We start from the raw sequence: 19191 nt of genomic DNA, 5'->3' as shown, positions 1-19191 counted from the left end.
AAAATAATTATTGAAATAGATAACCATTCATTATCAAACAGTTATAATATAAACCCATTAAAGTATCACTCCGTATTTTCTTAAAATAACCCTCAGCAATTAACGGGGTAACCGTGTTTTTCGGATTAAACTCAGATTCAGAATTTGAGATAACTAACAGACATCAGGAATTATCCGATAAAAAAATGCCGGCATATCGCCGGCATTGTTCATGACATATTTATTACGCACGCCATGCTTTATAACGGTTAATCAGACCATTGGTGGAGCTGTCGTGGCTGTCGATTGCTTTATCGTCACCCAGCTCTGGCAGAATGCGGTTTGCCAGCTGTTTGCCCAGCTCAACGCCCCACTGGTCAAAGGTGAAGATGTTCAGAATAGCGCCCTGAGTGAAGATCTTGTGCTCGTAGAGGGCAATCAGCGCGCCCAGGCTGAACGGCGTAATTTCACGCAGCAGAATGGAGTTAGTTGGACGGTTGCCTTCGAACACTTTGAACGGCACAACGTGTTCCAGGGTTGCCGGATCTTTACCCTGGTCACGGTACTCCTGCTCAACCACCTCGCGGGATTTACCGAACGCCAGCGCTTCGGTCTGGGCGAAGAAGTTAGACAGCAGCTTCGGATGGTGGTCGGAAAGCGGGTTGTGCGTAATCGCCGGGGCGATGAAATCGCACGGTACCATTTTGGTGCCCTGATGGATCAGCTGGTAGAACGCGTGCTGACCGTTGGTGCCCGGCTCGCCCCAGATGATTGGGCCAGTCTGATAATCCACCGCGTTACCGTTACGGTCAACGTACTTGCCGTTGGATTCCATGTTGCCCTGCTGGAAGTAGGCCGCAAAGCGATGCATATACTGGTCGTACGGCAGAATCGCTTCGGTTTCAGCGCCGAAGAAGTTGTTGTACCAGATCCCGATCAGCGCCAGCAGCACCGGCAGGTTTTTCTCAGGCGCGGTGGTGGAGAAGTGTTTGTCCATCGCGTGCGCGCCGGAGAGCAGCTCAACGAAGTTGTCGAAGCCGACGGACAGGATGATGGACAGACCGATCGCAGACCACAGTGAGTAGCGGCCACCCACCCAGTCCCAGAATTCAAACATGTTCGCAGTATCAATACCGAACTCACCCACCGCTTTACCGTTGGTGGACAGCGCCGCGAAGTGTTTCGCCACGTGCTTTTCGTCGCCCGCGGTTTTCAGGAACCAGTCGCGCGCGCTGTGGGCGTTGGTCATGGTTTCCTGAGTGGTGAAGGTTTTAGACGCCACCAGGAACAGCGTGGTTTCCGGGTTCACCTTTTTCAGCACTTCAGCGATGTGAGTCCCATCGACGTTGGACACGAAGTGCATGTTGAGATGGTTTTTGTACGGGCGCAGCGCCTCGGTCACCATAAACGGGCCGAGGTCAGAGCCGCCGATACCGATGTTTACGACGTCGGTGATCGCTTTCCCGGTGTAGCCTTTCCACTGACCTGAGATGATCGCTTCAGAGAAGGTTTTCATCTTTTCCAGCACCGCGTTCACTTCCGGCATCACATCTTTGCCGTCAACGATAATTGGAGTATTGCTACGGTTGCGCAGCGCCACGTGCAGCACGGCACGGTCTTCGGTGCGGTTGATCTTCTCACCGGAGAACATGGATTTGATGGCATCTGCCAGCTCAGTCTCTTTCGCCAGATCTTGCAGCTTCGCCAGCGTCTCTTCGGTGATACGGTTCTTGGAGAAATCCACCAGCATCAGGTCATCGAAGGTGGCGGAAAACTTGCTGAAACGATCGGCATCTTTCGCGAACAGATCCGCGATAGTGACGTCTTTCATTTCATCAAAATGTTTCTGTAGTGCCTGCCATGCAGCGGTCTGCGTTGGGTTGATGTTTTTCATAGCAATACTCTTCTGATTTGAGAATTGTGACTGCGGTCGATTGTAGCGCCTGCAAATAAAAATTGTGATGGTTTTTATGCCATTGCCCTGGTCTGCATCAAACGCAGGTGAAAAGACCCGAAAAGTATAGCTGCTGTCGCGCCCTTCCGGCGTGGCGAAATGTTGGTCAAAAAGGGGTAAAAAGGAGCATAAAATATGGGCCTGTTATAAGTCCTGTTTCTGAGGGGTACCCCCCCATGAAAAATCCGCATAATCCCAGCATTGACAGGACCTCCCCCGCATTTTATTTATAGGGCCGTATTTTGCGCCTGCACCTGTTCTCGCTTCATTCTTGTGCCAAGGTCGCTCTATTCATTCCCTGACACGAGGTTGTTATGACGAGTTTTGTGGTCGCCAAGTTTGGCGGCACCAGTGTGGCAGACTACGCTGCCATGAACCGCAGCGCCGATGTGGTGCTGGCCGATCCGAATACCCGCCTGGTGGTGCTCTCCGCCTCAGCCGGCGTGACGAACCTGCTGGTTTCTTTGTCTGAAGGACTGGAAGCGACCGAGCGTTTCGTGAAGCTGGATGCACTGCGCAAAATTCAGTTCGACATCCTTGAGCGTCTGCAAAACCCGAACGTCATTCGTGAGGAAGTGGAACGCCTGCTGGAAAATATCACTACCCTGGCAGAAGCCGCTTCACTGGCAACCTCTACCGCCCTAACCGACGAACTGGTCAGCCACGGCGAACTGATGTCCACCCTGCTGTTCGTTGAGATCATGCGCGAGCGCAATATTCAGGCGCAGTGGTTCGACGTGCGTAAAGTAATGCGCACCAGCGACCGCTTTGGCCGCGCCGAGCCGGACGTTGAAGCTTTGGCAGAGCTCACTAACCAGCAGCTTGCCCCGCGTCTGGATGAAGGCATAGTGATCACCCAGGGCTTTATCGGCAGCGAAGCCAAAGGGCGCACAACCACGCTGGGCCGTGGCGGCAGCGACTATACCGCCGCCCTGCTGGGTGAAGCCCTGCATGCCACCCGCGTGGATATCTGGACGGACGTGCCGGGCATTTACACCACCGACCCGCGCGTGGTCTCTGCGGCAAAACGCATTGACGTGATCGCCTTTGAAGAAGCGGCTGAAATGGCCACCTTCGGCGCGAAAGTGCTGCATCCGGCCACGCTGCTGCCCGCCGTGCGCAGCGACATTCCGGTCTTCGTTGGCTCCAGTAAAGATCCAAAGGCGGGCGGGACGCTGGTCTGCAAGAAAACCGAGAACCCGCCGCTGTTCCGCGCGCTGGCCCTGCGTCGTAAGCAGACGCTGGTTACCCTGCACAGCCATAATATGCTGCACTCCCGCGGATTCCTGGCGGAAGTGTTTGGCATCCTGGCGCGCCACAATATCTCCGTGGACCTGATCACCACGTCAGAAGTCAGCATTGCGCTGACGCTCGACACCACCGGCTCCACCTCTACCGGCGACACCCTGCTGACGCAGTCGCTGCTTATTGAGCTTTCCGAGCTGTGCCGCGTGGAGGTGGAAGAAGATCTGGCGCTGGTTGCCATCATCGGTAATAAGCTGTCGCGCGCGTGCGGCGTGGGCAAAGAGGTGTTCGGCGTGCTCGACCCGTTCAGCATCCGCATGATTTGCTACGGCGCCTCCAGCTACAACCTCTGCTTCCTGGTCCCTGCCGATCAGGCCGAGCAGGTTGTGCAGAAACTTCATCAGAATTTGTTTGAATAAAATTCGTTAGCACGATAAACATTATCCATAAGCCGGGCACAGACCCGGCTTTTTTATAACAAAACAACACGACAATACTGCAAGGAATTCACTATGCTCTCCGCTATCACCCGGCTGTTCCCGTTATGGGCGCTGCTGCTCTCCGTACTCGCGTATTACACTCCCACCACGTTCACGGGCATTGGTCCGTGGGTCACCACGCTACTGATGCTGATTATGTTCGGCATGGGCGTGCATCTAAAAATTGACGATTTCAAACGCGTGCTGTCTCGCCCGGCACCGGTTGCCGCAGGGATTTTCCTGCACTACCTGGTGATGCCGCTCGCGGCCTGGCTGCTGGCGATGGCCTTTAAGATGCCGCCCGACCTTTCCGCCGGGATGGTGCTGGTGGGGAGCGTCGCCAGCGGCACGGCATCTAACGTCATGATCTATCTGGCGAAAGGCGACGTGGCGCTCTCCGTCACTATCTCTTCCGTTTCCACGCTGGTGGGCGTGATTGCCACGCCGCTGTTAACCCGCCTGTACGTGGACGCGCATATCCAGGTGGATGTGATGGGCATGCTGCTCAGCATTCTGCAAATCGTGGTGATCCCGATTGCGCTGGGACTGGTGATCCACCATCTCTTCCCGCGGGTGGTGAAAGCGGTTGAGCCGTATCTGCCCGCGTTTTCGATGGTCTGCATACTTGCCATTATCAGCGCCGTGGTAGCCGGTTCCGCATCGCACATTGCTTCGGTGGGCTTTGTAGTGATCGTCGCGGTTGTGCTGCATAACACCATTGGTCTGCTGGGCGGATACTGGGGTGGAAAGCTGTTTGGTTTCGACGAATCCACCTGCCGCACGCTGGCGATCGAAGTGGGGATGCAGAACTCTGGCCTGGCGGCGGCGCTGGGTAAAATTTACTTCTCACCGCTGGCGGCGCTACCGGGAGCGCTGTTCTCCGTCTGGCACAACCTGTCCGGTTCGCTGTTAGCAGGGTACTGGTCCGGTAAGCCGATTGATGACCAACCGAAAAAAGATGCGGTGAAACAGGGTTAATTGAGCCGGCTTGCTTTACACTGAAGCCTCCCCATCAGGAGGCTTCAGCAATGGCTACACCACGTTTGACCCAGAAAGACATGACCGAAGCCGAGCAGCGCGAACTTAAAACGCTTCTCGACCGCGCCCGCATCGCGCATGGCCGCACGCTGACGAACGCCGAAACCAATCAGGTTAAAAAAGAGTACATCGATAAGCTGATGGCGCAGCGTGATGCCGCGGCGAAAAAAGCCCGCAAGCTGAAAAAAGAGCAGGCGTATAAACCCGACGCAGAGGCGACTTTTTCCTGGTCCGCCAGCACATCAACCCGTGGAAGGCGCTAATCAGCGCCCTTTCTTTTTGCGCCCCGGCTGGGTAAAGCGTTTTCCGTTGCCCGGCTTGCCTCGCCCTTTCTCTTCCGCCTGCGGTGCCTTCACCACCGGACGCTTAATTGCCTGCGTTTTCGGTTTGGCTTTAGCTTTCGGCTTCGCTTCGGACGAGGAGTTCTCGATAAGTTTGAACAGCTCGATCAGCTCATCATCCGTTAAGTCACGCCACTCGCCCAGCGGGATGCCAGACAGGCTGACGTTCATGATGCGCGTGCGTTCCAGCTTCGTCACTTCATAACCGAAGTACTCGCACATGCGGCGGATCTGGCGGTTCAGGCCCTGAACCAGCGTGATGCGGAACGCGAACGGTGCTTCTTTTTTGACTTTACACTTCTTCGTCACGGTGCCCAGAATCGGCACGCCAGCGCCCATTCCGCGGATAAACTCGTCCGTCACCGGCTTGTTCACCGTCACGATGTACTCTTTCTCGTGGTCGTTACCGGCACGCAGAATTTTGTTGACCAGATCGCCGTGGTTGGTGAGGAAAATCAGCCCCTGAGAGTCTTTATCCAGACGGCCAATCGGGAAAATGCGGCTGCTGTGGTTCACGAAATCAACAATGTTGTCCCGCTCGCCATCTTCCGTGGTGCTGACAATCCCAACCGGTTTGTTCAACGCGATAAACACCAGGTCTTCGGCATCACGCGGTTCGATGACCTGACCATTCACTTTCACCACATCGCCAGGTACCACCTGATCGCCAATGGTGGCGCGTTTGCCGTTAAGAAACACGTTACCCTGTTCAATGTAACGGTCAGCCTCGCGACGTGAGCAGATCCCGCTCTCGCTAATGTATTTGTTTAATCGGGTTGATTGAGTTGGCAGCATAGTTTCTCCTGTGAAGGGCGAAATATACCTTACCTTGCGCCTGACAAAAAAGTCCTAGTAACCGCTGATCAGAAAATCGAGTGCATCCCGCAATGAAGCACTGCTGTTAGTAAGATCGGCAACGCGTTCACCTAACTCTTTTAGCGATATGCCTGCCATCATGTGCATCATCACCACGCAGGGTTTTCCCGCGACCTCAACGGCGGGAGCGACCAGTACATGCTTCATCAGAACGACCTCTGAAAGTCACTAAAGGAGCCGTTTTCATCAACCCACTGGTTAATGGCGTCAATAGAAGCTTTATTTTCTTCAAGCCACTCTGCGCGCCGATGTTCACGAAATAGCTCCTGCAAAGCCGCCGTTAGCACGGCAGAAAGGTTAAGTTTAAGCCTTCGCGCCTCTTCAAGGATGTCCGGCGACAGGGAAACATTCACTGATTTTTTAATACTATTAGCACCGCGCATGAGAACCCCCATTGGAATGCGCATGAACTGGCGAAGTGTAGCGTAATAAATGAGCACTTCCTATTCCCTTAAAAATGTAAGGGTTGAAGAATAAATTGCTTTATGGGGAGTCACGCCTCACAAAACCGTTTTGCGAGGCGCTTTCAGAGATTAATACTCATCCCGCTCATCGTCTTCATCCGGCTGCTCCATCACGCTGTATGCCACCGCACAGAACAACGAGTTGAGACGTTTCATATCGCCCAGCAGCCCCAGGTGGAGCGAGCTGGTTTCGATACTCTGCACGTTCTGCTGGTGCAGACGCTCAACGTGGGCGTGCGAGTAGCGCCGGTTGAGGATGCGGAAACGGTGCTTGTTGCGGCGCAGGCGGCGCGCGCTCGGCACGTCGCTGGAGAAGAAGACCGACATCGCCAGCTTCAGGTTGCTGACCAGCTGTTCGTGGAGCGCTTCCAGCTCCTTCAGCCCTTCGACAGAAAACGCCCGACGTGCGGCCAGGGATTTGTCTGCGATTTCACTGCCCATACGCTCGACAATATCCGAAGCCTGCTCCAGGTTAAGCGACATCTCAATGATTTCCGCCCAGCGGCGCGACTCCTCTTCCGCCAGCTCGTCCTGCGGGATCCGCGCCAGATAGAGCTTGATGGCGGTATACAGCACGTTGATATCGTCCGCCAGCCTGCGCAGCTCTTTTTCTTCGCGCGGCTCGCCGTGCATCACCTTTTGCAACCCTTCCAGCATGGTTTCCATCGCGTCACCCATGCGCAGCGTTTCGCGGGCGGCATTGGCGATAGCCAGCGCGGGCGTGTCCAGCACCGAGGTGTCCAGATGCTTCGGTTTAAGGCGCGCGTCCAGCTCCGGTTCATCACGAATAAGCCGCTCGCAGAAGCGGGCCATCGGCGCGGCAAACGGCACCATCGCCAGACAGCGCACCAGGTTGTAGAAGACGTGAAAGTAGATCACCAGCTCCGCTTTCGGCAGAGAGAGGTTGTCCATCAGGTTCGCCAGCGGGTGCACAAACGGCAGAATGATCAGGCTACCCACCAGCTTGAAGAGCAAACTCCCCAGCGCCACCCGGCGGGCGGCAGCATTGGCTGCGCTGTTGTTAAGCATCGCCAGCAGGCCAGAGCCAAGATTCGCACCGATGACCAGGCATAGCGCCACCGGGAAAGAGATCGCGCCCGCAGCGGTTAGCGTGGCCGTCAGCAACACGGCCGCCAGGCTGGAGTAGCTGACAATGGCAAACACCGCGCCGATCAGCGCATCCAGCATAATATCGCCGGTTAACGAGGCGAAAATGACCTGCACACCGTTGGCCTGGGTAATCGGCGTAACTGCCTGCACAATCAGCTCCAGCGCCAGCAGGATCAGCCCGAGGCCAATACCGACGCGGCCAAGCTGCCCGGCACGGCTTTGCTTACGACCGAGGAAGAAAATGACGCCAATAAAAATCAGCAGCGGCGACAGCCAGGAGAGATCGAAGGTCAGGATACGTGCCATCAGCGCGGTACCGACGTCGGCGCCCAGGACAATCACCAGCGCCGGGGCGAGCGCCACCAGATCCTGCGCCACGAACGAGGTGACGAGCATGGTGGTGGCGTTGCTGCTTTGCACCAGCGCCGTGACGCCAATACCCGCACAGAAGGCGAGCGGCTTCTTCTCAACGCTGCCGCTGAGAACGGTACGTAAACGTGCGCCAAACACGCGCATCACGCCGGTACGAACGATATGGGTGCCCCATACCAGCAGTGCGACTGCGGAGAGCAGGTGTAACAACGTCAACACAGTGGGTTTTCCTCCTTATCGTTATTCATTTTCCTTAGGTTCAGTATAAGGGTTTAAACGTAAGAAAGAGACAAGGCACCATAGCGGTGCCCTGTTTGTTGTAAGGAAAAGTGACGTTAGTCTGCGTCGTAGCCTAAATTCGGCGCCAGCCAGCGTTCCACCTCAGACACGCTCATGCCTTTTCGCAGGGCGTAGTCTTCAATCTGATCCCGCTGAAGCTGTGCCACGGCGAAATACTTGCTGTCCGGGTGGCTGAAATACCAGCCGGAAACGGACGCGCCCGGCCACATGGCGAACGACTCGGTAAGTTTCATGCCGGTATGCGCTTCCACGTCGAGCAGTTTCCAGATAGTGCCCTTCTCGGTGTGTTCCGGGCAGGCCGGATACCCCGGCGCCGGACGAATGCCCTGGTAGTTTTCGCGGATCAGCTCCTCGTTGCTGAGATTCTCATTCGCCGCGTAGCCCCAGTGCACCTTACGTACGCGCTCATGCAGATACTCGGCAAAGGCTTCCGCCAGGCGATCGGCAATCGCTTTCACCATGATTTTGTTGTAATCATCGTGCTGTGCGTCGTACGCGCCCGCCAGCGCGTCTTCTTCCAGACCGCCGGTCACCGCAAAGGCACCGATATAGTCGGCTTTACCGGAGAGTTTCGGCGCGACGAAATCCGCCAGGCAGTAGTTGGCAAAGCCCACTTTCTCGGTTTGCTGGCGCAGATGGTGGCTCACGGCCAGCACATGGGTGCGGGTTTCATCGCGGTAGATTTCTATGTCGTCGCCCACGCGGTTCGCCGGGAACAGCCCCACCACGCCGCGCGGGTTGAGGGCTTTCTCTGCGCTCAGTCTGTCGAGCATATCGTTGGCATCTTTAAACAGGCGTTTCGCCTCTTCGCCTACTACCTCATCTTCAAGAATGCGCGGATATTTGCCCGCCAGCGACCAGGTCATGAAGAACGGCGTCCAGTCGATGTAGTTACGCAGCGTTTCGATGCTGGCCGTCACGTCCTGCACGCCCAGACGGTGCGCGACCGGCGGCGTATAGCTGGACCAGTCGAACGCCAGATCGTTATCGCGTGCCGCCTGAAGCGAAACCGGCGGCGTGCGCGGTTTCTTACGTCCATGCTGAATGCGGACGGTTTCATACTCTTTGCGGGTGCGGGCGACAAAGTCATCGCGCTGGGTGTCAGACAGCAGCGCGGAGACCACGCCCACGGTGCGCGAGGCGTTTTGGACATACACCGTCGGCCCACTGTAGTTCTGCTCGATTTTCACTGCGGTGTGGGCTTTCGAGGTGGTTGCCCCGCCAATCAGCAGCGGAATAGTGAAGCCCTGGCGCTCCATCTCTTTTGCCACGTTGACCATTTCGTCCAGCGACGGCGTAATCAGCCCGGAAAGACCAATCAGATCCGCATTCACTTCGCGAGCGGTCCTGAGGATTTTATCCGCCGGGACCATCACGCCAAGATCGATAATTTCGTAGTTATTGCATTGCAGTACCACGCCGACAATGTTTTTGCCAATGTCGTGCACGTCGCCCTTCACGGTGGCAATGACCATCTTACCGTTACTGGAGCCCTTCTCTTTGCTGGCTTCGATAAACGGCTCAAGATAAGCCACGGCCTGCTTCATGACGCGGGCGGATTTCACCACCTGCGGCAGGAACATTTTGCCCTCGCCGAACAGATCGCCGACCACGTTCATGCCGTCCATCAGCGGCCCTTCGATCACTTCAATCGGACGGGCTGCCTGCTGACGCGCTTCCTCGGTATCCTGCTCAATGAACTCAGTAATGCCTTTTACCAGCGAGTATTCCAGACGCTTTCTCACATCCCAGGAACGCCATTCGGCCTGCTGAACGTTGGCTGATTCGTCAGCTTTACTGCCGCGGTATTTTTCCGCCAGATCCAGCATGCGTTCGGTGGCGTCGTCGCGACGGTTGAGGATCACATCTTCTACTGCGTCGCGTAGTTCTGCGGGCAGGTCGTCGTAAATCGCCAGCTGTCCGGCGTTAACGATCCCCATGTCCATCCCGTTGCGGATGGCATAGTAGAGGAACACGGCGTGGATGGCCTCACGCACCGGGTCGTTGCCGCGGAACGAGAACGAGACGTTCGACACGCCGCCGGAAATTAGCGCATGCGGTAGCTCGCGTTTGATGTCTTCACACGCGCCGATAAAGTCCTGGGCGTAGTTGTTGTGCTCTTCAATGCCGGTTGCGACAGCAAAGATGTTCGGATCGAAAATAATGTCTTCCGGCGGGAAGCCCACCTCTTCGATCAAAATTTTGTACGCCCGGCGGCAAATCTCAATCTTGCGCTCGCGGGTATCGGCCTGGCCCACTTCATCGAAGGCCATCACCACCACGGCGGCCCCGTAGCGACGCACCAGCTTCGCGTGGTGGATAAAGGTATCGACGCCCTCTTTCATTGAGATGGAGTTAACGATGCCTTTGCCCTGAATGCACTTCAGCCCCTTTTCGATGACGTCCCATTTGGAAGAGTCAATCATGATCGGCACGCGGGCGATATCCGGCTCACCGGCAATCAGGTTGAGGAAACGCACCATCGCCGCTTCGGCGTCGAGCATCCCCTCGTCCATGTTGATATCGATAATCTGCGCGCCGCTCTCCACCTGCTGGCGGGCAACGTCCAGCGCTTCGCTGTACTTCTCTTCTTTGATCAGGCGCTTGAATTTAGCGGAACCGGTCACATTGGTACGTTCACCCACGTTCACAAACAGGCTGTCGTCGCCGATGGTCAACGGCTCAAGGCCGGACAGACGGCAGGCTACCGGAAGCTCGGGTAGCTTGCGCGGTGGAAGCCCGGCGACGGCGCGGCTCATGGCGGCGATATGCTCCGGCGTGGTGCCGCAGCAGCCGCCGACGATGTTGAGGAAGCCAGATTCGGCCCACTCGCGGATTTGCGCCGCCATGGTGTCGGCATCCAGATCGTACTCACCGAACGCGTTCGGCAGACCGGCGTTCGGGTGGGCGGTGACGTAGCACTCTGCGATGCGCGAAAGCTCCTGCACGTACTGGCGCAGCTCGTCCGGCCCCAGCGCGCAGTTCAGGCCGAAGGAGAGCGCTTCGGCATGGCGCAGAGAGTTATAAAACGCTTCGGTTGTCTGGCCGGAAAGCGTGCGCCCCGAGGCATCGGTGATGGTGCCGGAAATCATGATCGGCAGGTCAACGCCCAGCGCCTCGAACTCCTCTTTCACCGCGTAAATTGCGGCTTTGGCGTTGAGGGTGTCGAATACGGTTTCAATCAGGATCAGGTCGGAACCGCCTTCCACCAGCGCTTTAGTGGACTCACGATACGCGGCCACCAGTTGGTCAAAGGTGATATTGCGGAAGGCTGGATCGTTCACGTCCGGAGAAATCGACGCGGTGCGGTTGGTCGGACCCAGCACCCCAGCAACATAGCGCGGCTTGTCCGGCGTGCGGGCCGTCCACTCGTCGGCGCAGGCGCGGGCGAGTTTCGCCGCTTCAAAGTTGATCTCCGCCGACAGGGATTCCATCTGGTAATCCGCCATGGCGATGGTTGTCGAGTTGAAGGTGTTGGTTTCTACAATATCCGCACCCGCTTCGAAGTAGGCGTTGTGGATATCCCTGATGACAGAGGGTTTGCTCAACACCAGCAGGTCATTGTTTCCTTTCAGGTCACAAGGCCAGTCGGCAAAGCGCTCGCCGCGGAAATCGTCTTCACTCAGACGATAGCCCTGGATCATGGTGCCCATGCCGCCGTCCAGCACCAGAATTCGTTCATTTAACTGCGCACGCAGTTGCTCTACTTTGCTGCTCACACTTGCTCCCGACAACGTTCAACATGGCCAAAAGGCTGCGTTCCATACTGGCATAATCTCTAAGGGTCGAAAAGTCACACAGCGGTAACATGAGACATGTTCACAATCACTCCTCCGATCAGTCAGGAAAGCGGTTGCAAAACCACCAAATAAAACGAAAATGATTTCCACGATACAGAAAAAGGAGTTCGTCATGGTTACGACCGTTCCCGCTAAACGCGGCAGAAAACCTGCTGCAACCACCGCTGCACAACCTGGCGGACAGGTTCAATCCCTGACGCGCGGCCTGAAGCTGCTGGAATGGATAGCCGAATCGCATGGTAGCGTGGCCCTGACGGAGCTGGCGCAGCAGGCGGGACTGCCGAACTCCACCACTCACCGCCTGTTAACCACCATGCAGCAGCTGGGCTTCGTACGTCAGGTGGGCGAGCTGGGTCACTGGGCGGTTGGCGCGCATGCCTTTATCGTCGGCAGCAGCTTCCTGCAAAGCCGCAACCTGCTGGCGATTGTCCACCCGATTCTGCGCAAGCTGATGGAGGAGTCCGGCGAGACGGTAAACCTGGCCGTGCTGGATCAGAGCGATCATCAGGCGATTATCATCGACCAGGTGCAGTGTACGCAGCTGATGCGCATGTCCGCACCGATTGGCGGCAAGCTGCCGATGCATGCCTCTGGCGCAGGGAAAGCGTTTCTCTCGCAGCTTAGCGAAGAGCAGGTGACGGGTCTGCTGCACCGTAAAGGTCTGCACGCCTACACCCACGCCACCCTGGTGTCGCCGGTGCATCTGAAAGAAGATCTGGCTCTGACCCGCAAGCGCGGCTATTCGTTTGATGACGAAGAACATGCCCTCGGGCTGCGCTGCCTCGCGTCCTGTATTTTCGACGAACACCGCGAGCCGTTTGCCGCCATCTCCATCTCCGGGCCGATTTCACGTATGACCGACGACCGCGTCACCGAGCTGGGTGCGCTGGTGATTAAGGCCGCAAAAGAGGTGACGCTGGCGTATGGTGGGATTCGCTAGGATTGAGGGCGGTCTGGTGCCCTCACCCCGGCCCTCTCCCACAGGGAGAGGGAGAAAACATGATGCCCTTACCCTGCGGGAGAGGGAGAAAAGCGGATGCAAAACCGCTGCTTGCGGCGGTAAGCGTAGACATCTTCCACGTGCCCGTTTTTGATCCGCGCTTGCAGCCCGCGCCAGTAGCTGGCGCGGAACAGATCGGCATGCATCTCTTCAAATAACGGCCCGATGCGTGGGTCCGCACACAGCCAGTGGCGAAACTCCTCCGGAAACACATCGCCCGGCGAGACGCTGTACCAAGGCTCGCTGGACAGTTCATCTTCCGGGTAGCGCGGCGGCGGGATATCGCGGAAGTTCACCTCGGTCATGTAGCAAATTTCATCGTAATCGTAGAACACCACCCGCCCGTGACGGGTGACGCCGAAGTTTTTAAACAGCATATCCCCGGGGAAAATATTGGCAGCGGCGAGCTGGCGGATGGCGTTGCCGTACTCTTCGATGGCATCACGTAAAGCCTGGCCCTCTGACTGTTCCAGCCAGATATTTAGCGGCACCATACGGCGCTCAATGTAGAGATGGCTGATCGCAATCTTATCGCCAAGATCGGTAATTTTCGTCGGCGCTTCCTGCATGAGCAGCGTCATTAGCGCCGGATCGATCTGCTGCTTATCCAGCACAAAGTTTTCAAACTCCTGGGTATCGGCCATTCGCCCGACGCGATCGTGCTCTTTTACCAGCTGATAGCAGGCACGGACGTGGGCTGCGGTCATCTCTTTCTGCGGGGCGAATTTATCTTTAATCACCTTAAACACCCGATCAAAGCCCGACAGCGTGAAGACCAGCATCACCATGCCGCGGATACCCGGCGCTTCGATAAACTGCTCATCAGCCGTGGTGACATAACGCAGGTATTCCCGATAACTCTCCGTTTTGGCATGCTTCTGACAGCCAATCGCCATATACAGCTCGGCGGTGGTTTTGCCCGGCAGGATCTCGCGCAGCCACTCCACCAGGGCGGCGGGCAGCGGGGCGTAGACCATGAAATAGGAGCGGGCGAAGCCAAATACGATACTCGCCTCAGCGCTGGTAGTCAGGCAGGTATCGACAAACAGTTCGCCGTCGTCGGTACGGTGAATGGGCAGCAGAAACGGCACGATGGCTGTCGGCGTAACCAGTTTACCCACCAGCCAGGCGGCCTTATTGCGGTAGAAAAGCTCGTTGGCAACCTGCAAATGGCTGCGGCTGAGCACCGCCTCGCCGAAGGTTTCACTGAGATACGCGTGGATATAGCCGATATCCCGGGGTTTATTCTCCCACGGCAGGCGCAGCGGCAAATCCGTTAAGACGCGGTGCAGGAGCTTTTCCCAACCGCGATCGGGAAAGAAATCTTTCGCCAGCGGACGCGGAATGGTACGGAAGCGGCGCTCCGGCTGGGAGCTGAAGATAAATAACCGCTCAGGAGATAATGAGCGGTGGTCAAATAACCGGCAATAGACGGAGTTAAAAAAGCTCTCCGCAATCTCGAAGCGCGGGTAGTCGGGTAACAGATGGGTGTAGTGCTCTTTCACGCGCAGTAAAAATTCCGCATCCGGGCTTTTACCGTCGGTAATACAGCGCAGTTGTTCCACCACCAGACCTACGTGGTGATCATAAAGATGGATACGCTGCTTCATGGCCTGCTGAACCGCATGCCAGTCGGCGTGCTCGAAACGCTGTTGCGCGCCGGAGGTGACTTCCAGAAAGCGGCCATACTGGGCATCGAAGCCCTGCAAAATAGTTTGGGCAATCAGTAATTCCAGACCACGCGACATATATTCCCCCTCACCCCAACCCTCTCCCCGGGGGGGGAGAGGGGGAAAGATCAGAACTGTGCTTCTTCCGTTGAGCCCGTTAATGCCGTGACGGAGGAAGTCCCGCCCTGAATAATCGTGGTCACATTATCGAAATAGCCGGTTCCCACCTCCTGCTGGTGCGAAACGAAGGTGTAACCCTCTTTGCCCGCCGCAAATTCTGGCTGCTGTACCTTCTCAACATAGTGCTTCATGCCTTCGCCCTGTGCGTAGGCATGCGCCAGGTCGAACATGTTGAACCACATGCTGTGGATACCCGCCAGGGTGATGAACTGGTACTTGTAGCCCATATCCGACAGCTGCTGCTGGAAGCTGGCGATGGTCGTGTCGTCCAGATTTTTTTGCCAGTTGAAGGACGGCGAACAGTTATAGGCCAGCAGCTTGCCCGGATATCTCGCATGAATCGCATCGGCAAAGCGCTTCGCCAGCGCCAGATCCGGCGTGGATGTTTCACACCAGACCAGGTCGGCGTAAGGGGCATACGCCAGGCCGCGGCTGATCGCCTGTTCAATACCGGCATGCGTGCGATAGAACCCTTCGCTGGTGCGTTCGCCGGTGATGAATTCGCTGTCGTACGGGTCGCAGTCAGAGGTGATCAGGTCCGCCGCGTCCGCATCGGTACGGGCAATGACCAGCGTCGGCACGCCGAGCACGTCAGCAGCCAGACGCGCGGCAACCAGCTTCTGGATCGCTTCCTGAGTTGGCACCAGCACTTTCCCGCCCATATGCCCACACTTCTTCACCGACGCCAGCTGATCTTCAAAGTGTACGGCCGCTGCACCGGCCTCAATCATCGATTTCATCAGCTCAAAGGCGTTCAACACGCCGCCGAAACCGGCTTCCGCATCGGCGACGATCGGCAGGAAATAATCAGTAAAGCGCGGATCGTGGGGCTCAATGCCCGCCGCCCACTGGATCTGATCCGCACGGCGGAAGGTATTGTTGATCCGATCTACCACTGACGGCACCGAGTTCGCCGGATAAAGAGATTGATCCGGATACATGCTGGAGGCCAGGTTAGCATCCGCCGCGACCTGCCAGCCGGAAAGATAGATAGCTTCAATGCCGGCCTTCGCCTGCTGCAATGCCTGACCGCCAGTCAGTGCGCCGAGGCTGTTGATATAACCTTTTTTAGACCCCCCGTGCAGCAGATCCCACATTTTCGCCGCGCCGTTCTGCGCCAGCGTACACTCCGGGTTAACCGAGCCGCGTAACTTCACCACTTCCTCTGCGCTGTACGGACGGCGAATACCTTCCCAGCGCGGTTGGGTCCACTCTTTTTGTAACTCTTCGATCTGTTGGGTACGGGTTTTCATGTGCAGATGCTCCATATTGTTATGTGGTGAATTACGCCAGGAAGCGGTAGCCCGGCAGGGTCAGGAAGTCGATTAAGTCATCAGAGGTGGTGATTTGCTCCATCAGGCGCGCAGCGTCATTAAAACGCCCGCTGCTGAAGCGGTGCTCGCCCAATTCGTCCTGGATGACCCGCATCTCTTCGGCCAGCATCTGACGGAACAGGGCTTTGGTGACCGGTTTGCCGTTGCTGAGCGTTTTTTGATGATGGATCCACTGCCAGATGGAGGTACGTGAAATTTCCGCCGTGGCGGCATCTTCCATCAGACCGTAGATCGGCACGCAGCCGTTGCCGGAGATCCATGCCTCGATGTACTGCACGGCGACGCGAATATTGGCGCGCATGCCCTCTTCCGTACGCTCGCCCGCACACGGCGCGAGCAACTGTTCTTCTGCGATTGGCGCATCGTCTTCACGGGTTACAAACAGCTGGTTTTTGTTGTCGCCGAGTACGCGGTTGAAGACCTCCATCGCCGTGTCGGCCAGACCGGGGTGGGCAATCCACGTCCCGTCGTGGCCGTTACGGGCTTCCAGCTCTTTATCGGCTTTCACCTTGTTGAGCACCTGGTTGTTACGCTCAGCATCTTTGCTCGGGATAAAGGCCGCCATACCGCCCATCGCAAAGGCGCCGCGTTTGTGGCAGGTCTTAATCAGCAGGCGCGAGTAGGCGCTGAGGAAGGGTTTATCCATGGTGACAACCTGACGATCCGGCAATACCCGGTCGGCATGGTTTTTCAGGGTTTTGATGTAGCTGAAGATGTAATCCCAGCGGCCGCAGTTCAGGCCCACAATATGGTCACGCAGCGCATGGAGGATCTCATGCATCTGGAATACGGCTGGCAGGGTTTCAATCAGCAGCGTGGCCTTAATGGTGCCGCGCGGCAGGCTGAAGCGGTCTTCTGCGTAGCTGAAGACTTCACTCCACCACGCCGCTTCCTGCCAGGACTGGGTTTTCGGCAGATAGAAATAGGGGCCGCTGCCTTTCGCCAGCAGGTTCTTATGGTTGTGGAAGAAGTACAGCGCAAAGTCGAACAGGCTGCCCGGAATGGCTTCTCCGCGCCAGGTGACGTGTTTTTCAGGCAAATGCAGACCGCGTACGCGGCAGATCAGCACCGCCGGATTCGGTTTGAGCTGGTAAATTTTACCGGCTTCGTTGGTATAGCTGATGGTGCCGTTGACGGCGTCGCGCAGGTTGATCTGCCCGTCGATAACTTTCTGCCAGTCCGGCGCGAGGGAATCTTCGAAGTCCGCCATAAATACTTTGACGTTGGCATTCATGGCGTTAATCACCATTTTGCGCTCTACCGGGCCGGTGATCTCTACGCGACGATCCTGTAAATCTTCAGGGATTCCGCGAATTTTCCATTCACCATGACGAATGGAAGCGGTTTCCGAAATAAACCCTGGCAACTTGCCGTTATCGATCTCCTGCTGTTGATGAATGCGTGCCGCCAGCAGTTTATTACGCTGTGGCGTAAAGCGAGTCACCAGTTCAGTCAGAAACTCTACCGCTTCTGCCGTCAAAACTTGCTGTTCTTGCTCGCCATTCGGCTGGGTAAAGGTCAGTCCATCGACCGTTGTTGCCTGTTGAGTCATCGTTCTGCTCCTCATCAAAGATCCAAAATCACGCCCCCGATGCGAGCGAAAGATCGTTGTTTAGTTTTCGCTCAGCAGAATTAAGACTATCTATAATTTTTCCAAAATCAAAAACAATTTCCATTTTAATTCATATCCAATCACAACTGTATGATTTATATGGGATTAAAGTTTTTCACGATGTTGAGTTGGTTTTCGGAAATAAAAAAGGCACCCTAAGGTGCCTGATCTGAATAGCTGAAACGCTTTAGGATCGTTTAATGCAGACGATTACTCCAGCGTCGGATTCATGTGGCGCAGATCGTACGGCGTAATCTGGTAGACGTAATAGTTGAGCCAGTTAGTGAACAGCAGATTTCCGTGACTACGCCAGGTTGCCCGAGGCGTGTTTTGCGGATCGTTTTTCGGGAAATAGTTGTACGGGACATCCGGATTCAGACCCGCTTCAACGTCACGAAAATACTCTGACGCGAGGGTATGCGGATCGTACTCAGGATGGCCGGTAACGAACGCGATGCGTTTGTCTTTACTGGCGAACAGGTAGGCATCGCCTTCTTCCGTTTCGGCCAGGATTTCCAGGTCGGTATAATCGCGGATCAGCTGTGCCGGAAAATCGGCGTAGCGAGAATGCGGAGCCAGGAAAGTGTCATCGAAACCACGCGTCAGCAGCGCATGCGGGTGAAGAATGTGGTGTTCGTATACGCCAGAAAGTTTGTCGCTGCGGGTTTGCTTGGGAATGCCATAGAGGATATTCAGCGCGGCCTGTACCGCCCAACAGACAAACAAGGTGGACGTGACGTGATCTTTTGCCCACTCCAGCACCTGCCTGATCTGTGGCCAGTAGGCAACGTCATTAAATTCCACCAGACCCAGCGGTGCGCCGGTGACGATCAGTCCATCGAAATTCTCATCGCGAATATCTTCAAAATTACAGTAGAAGTTATTCAGATGCTCAGCAGGCGTGTTGCGTGACTCACGGGCGTCAATGCGCAGCAGCTGGATATCAACCTGAAGCGGAGAGTTGGAGAGCAAACGCAGGAACTGGTTCTCCGTTTCGATCTTTTTTGGCATCAGATTGAGAATAAGCACCTTCAGCGGGCGAATTTCCTGACCTGTCGCACGCGAAGCCGTCATGACGAAGACATTCTCTTCACGCAAGAAATTGACGGCTGGTAGCTCGTCCTGCACCCGAATCGGCATAACCTTAAATCCTCACAGCATACGTATAAACGTTTAGACATCCAGACAGCTAACGATACCGAGAAACGGGCTTAATGTCGAGTCTGCAAGCGAAAGGTGAGAAAGTTTCAAGGAGGGAAAGCATGTAGGGCGGGTAAGGTGGGGCCACCACCCGACTTTTCAGAACGCACAAAGCAAAAAACCCCGCACCTTCCGGTACGGGGTTCTTCCTGATTGATGCCTGGCAGTTCCCTACTCTCACATGGGGAGACCCCACACTACCATCGGCGCTACGGCGTTTCACTTCTGAGTTCGGCA

At 56.2% G+C, this 19191-nt stretch carries 14 protein-coding genes; 4 read left to right on the top strand and 10 right to left on the bottom strand.

Annotated features, from left to right (window positions below):
* Nucleotides 1–223: 223 nt before the first annotated feature.
* Nucleotides 224–1873, bottom strand: coding sequence for a glucose-6-phosphate isomerase (gene pgi, locus IM282_RS21560; RefSeq protein ID WP_022646728.1), 1650 nt, complete (start codon nucleotides 1871–1873; stop codon nucleotides 224–226).
* A 374-nt stretch (nucleotides 1874–2247) separates the two neighbouring features.
* On the opposite strand from pgi, the gene lysC reads away from it, so the two are divergent.
* From lysC to IM282_RS21545, 3 genes are all read left to right on the top strand, one after another.
* The gene (lysC, locus tag IM282_RS21555; RefSeq protein WP_022646727.1) at nucleotides 2248–3597 is read left to right on the top strand and encodes a lysine-sensitive aspartokinase 3; all 1350 of its coding nucleotides are present in this window, start codon (nucleotides 2248–2250) and stop codon (nucleotides 3595–3597) included.
* 93 nt (nucleotides 3598–3690) lie between these two features.
* Nucleotides 3691–4635 carry a ketopantoate/pantoate/pantothenate transporter PanS gene (gene panS / locus IM282_RS21550; protein ID WP_023295757.1) on the top strand — a complete coding sequence of 315 codons (945 nt, stop codon included), beginning with the start codon at nucleotides 3691–3693 and terminating at the stop codon, nucleotides 4633–4635.
* Nucleotides 4636–4685: 50 nt separating this feature from the next.
* Complete coding sequence (locus tag IM282_RS21545) at nucleotides 4686–4958, top strand: DUF3811 domain-containing protein (protein WP_017382612.1); 273 nt, start codon at nucleotides 4686–4688, stop codon at nucleotides 4956–4958.
* Here IM282_RS21545 and rluF read toward each other — a convergent pair whose 3' ends face one another.
* The 5 genes from rluF to metH form a co-directional block, all read right to left on the bottom strand.
* The gene (rluF, locus tag IM282_RS21540; RefSeq protein WP_022646725.1) at nucleotides 4959–5831 is read right to left on the bottom strand and encodes a 23S rRNA pseudouridine(2604) synthase RluF; all 873 of its coding nucleotides are present in this window, start codon (nucleotides 5829–5831) and stop codon (nucleotides 4959–4961) included.
* 54 nt (nucleotides 5832–5885) lie between these two features.
* Nucleotides 5886–6059 (bottom strand): CcdB family protein, encoded by a 174-nt coding sequence (locus IM282_RS21535; RefSeq protein ID WP_022646724.1) that lies wholly within the window; start codon nucleotides 6057–6059, stop codon nucleotides 5886–5888.
* Complete coding sequence (locus IM282_RS21530; protein WP_045309060.1) at nucleotides 6059–6352, bottom strand: type II toxin-antitoxin system CcdA family antitoxin; 294 nt, start codon at nucleotides 6350–6352, stop codon at nucleotides 6059–6061. The genes IM282_RS21535 and IM282_RS21530 overlap by 1 nt, the downstream gene beginning before the upstream one ends.
* 93 nt (nucleotides 6353–6445) lie before the next feature.
* Nucleotides 6446–8077, bottom strand: a complete 1632-nt coding sequence (locus IM282_RS21525; protein ID WP_022646722.1) for a Na/Pi cotransporter family protein — start codon at nucleotides 8075–8077, stop codon at nucleotides 6446–6448.
* A gap of 116 nt (nucleotides 8078–8193) precedes the next feature.
* On the bottom strand, nucleotides 8194–11877 hold the full coding sequence (metH, locus tag IM282_RS21520; protein ID WP_058646368.1) for a methionine synthase: 3684 nt from the start codon (nucleotides 11875–11877) through the stop codon (nucleotides 8194–8196).
* A 193-nt stretch (nucleotides 11878–12070) separates the two neighbouring features.
* Between metH and iclR the strand changes: the two genes are divergently transcribed.
* Nucleotides 12071–12898: a glyoxylate bypass operon transcriptional repressor IclR gene (gene iclR, locus IM282_RS21515; protein ID WP_022646720.1), complete on the top strand. Its 828-nt coding sequence runs from the start codon at nucleotides 12071–12073 to the stop codon at nucleotides 12896–12898.
* A 68-nt stretch (nucleotides 12899–12966) separates the two neighbouring features.
* Here iclR and aceK read toward each other — a convergent pair whose 3' ends face one another.
* From aceK to metA, 4 genes are all read right to left on the bottom strand, one after another.
* The gene (gene aceK, locus IM282_RS21510) at nucleotides 12967–14706 is read right to left on the bottom strand and encodes a bifunctional isocitrate dehydrogenase kinase/phosphatase (RefSeq protein ID WP_192970813.1); all 1740 of its coding nucleotides are present in this window, start codon (nucleotides 14704–14706) and stop codon (nucleotides 12967–12969) included.
* A gap of 50 nt (nucleotides 14707–14756) precedes the next feature.
* Nucleotides 14757–16061 carry an isocitrate lyase gene (aceA, locus tag IM282_RS21505; protein WP_045309064.1) on the bottom strand — a complete coding sequence of 435 codons (1305 nt, stop codon included), beginning with the start codon at nucleotides 16059–16061 and terminating at the stop codon, nucleotides 14757–14759.
* Between the two features lie 31 nt (nucleotides 16062–16092).
* Nucleotides 16093–17694 carry a malate synthase A gene (gene aceB, locus IM282_RS21500; protein WP_063854421.1) on the bottom strand — a complete coding sequence of 534 codons (1602 nt, stop codon included), beginning with the start codon at nucleotides 17692–17694 and terminating at the stop codon, nucleotides 16093–16095.
* 270 nt (nucleotides 17695–17964) lie between these two features.
* On the bottom strand, nucleotides 17965–18894 hold the full coding sequence (gene metA / locus IM282_RS21495; RefSeq protein WP_192970812.1) for a homoserine O-succinyltransferase: 930 nt from the start codon (nucleotides 18892–18894) through the stop codon (nucleotides 17965–17967).
* Nucleotides 18895–19191: the final 297 nt, after the last annotated feature.

This window comes from Enterobacter cloacae complex sp. P29RS (genome assembly GCF_014893445.1).
Lineage (GTDB): Bacteria > Pseudomonadota > Gammaproteobacteria > Enterobacterales > Enterobacteriaceae > Enterobacter > Enterobacter intestinihominis.
Note: the sequence above shows the minus strand (reverse complement) of the source record. Positions and strands in the feature narration are given on the sequence as shown.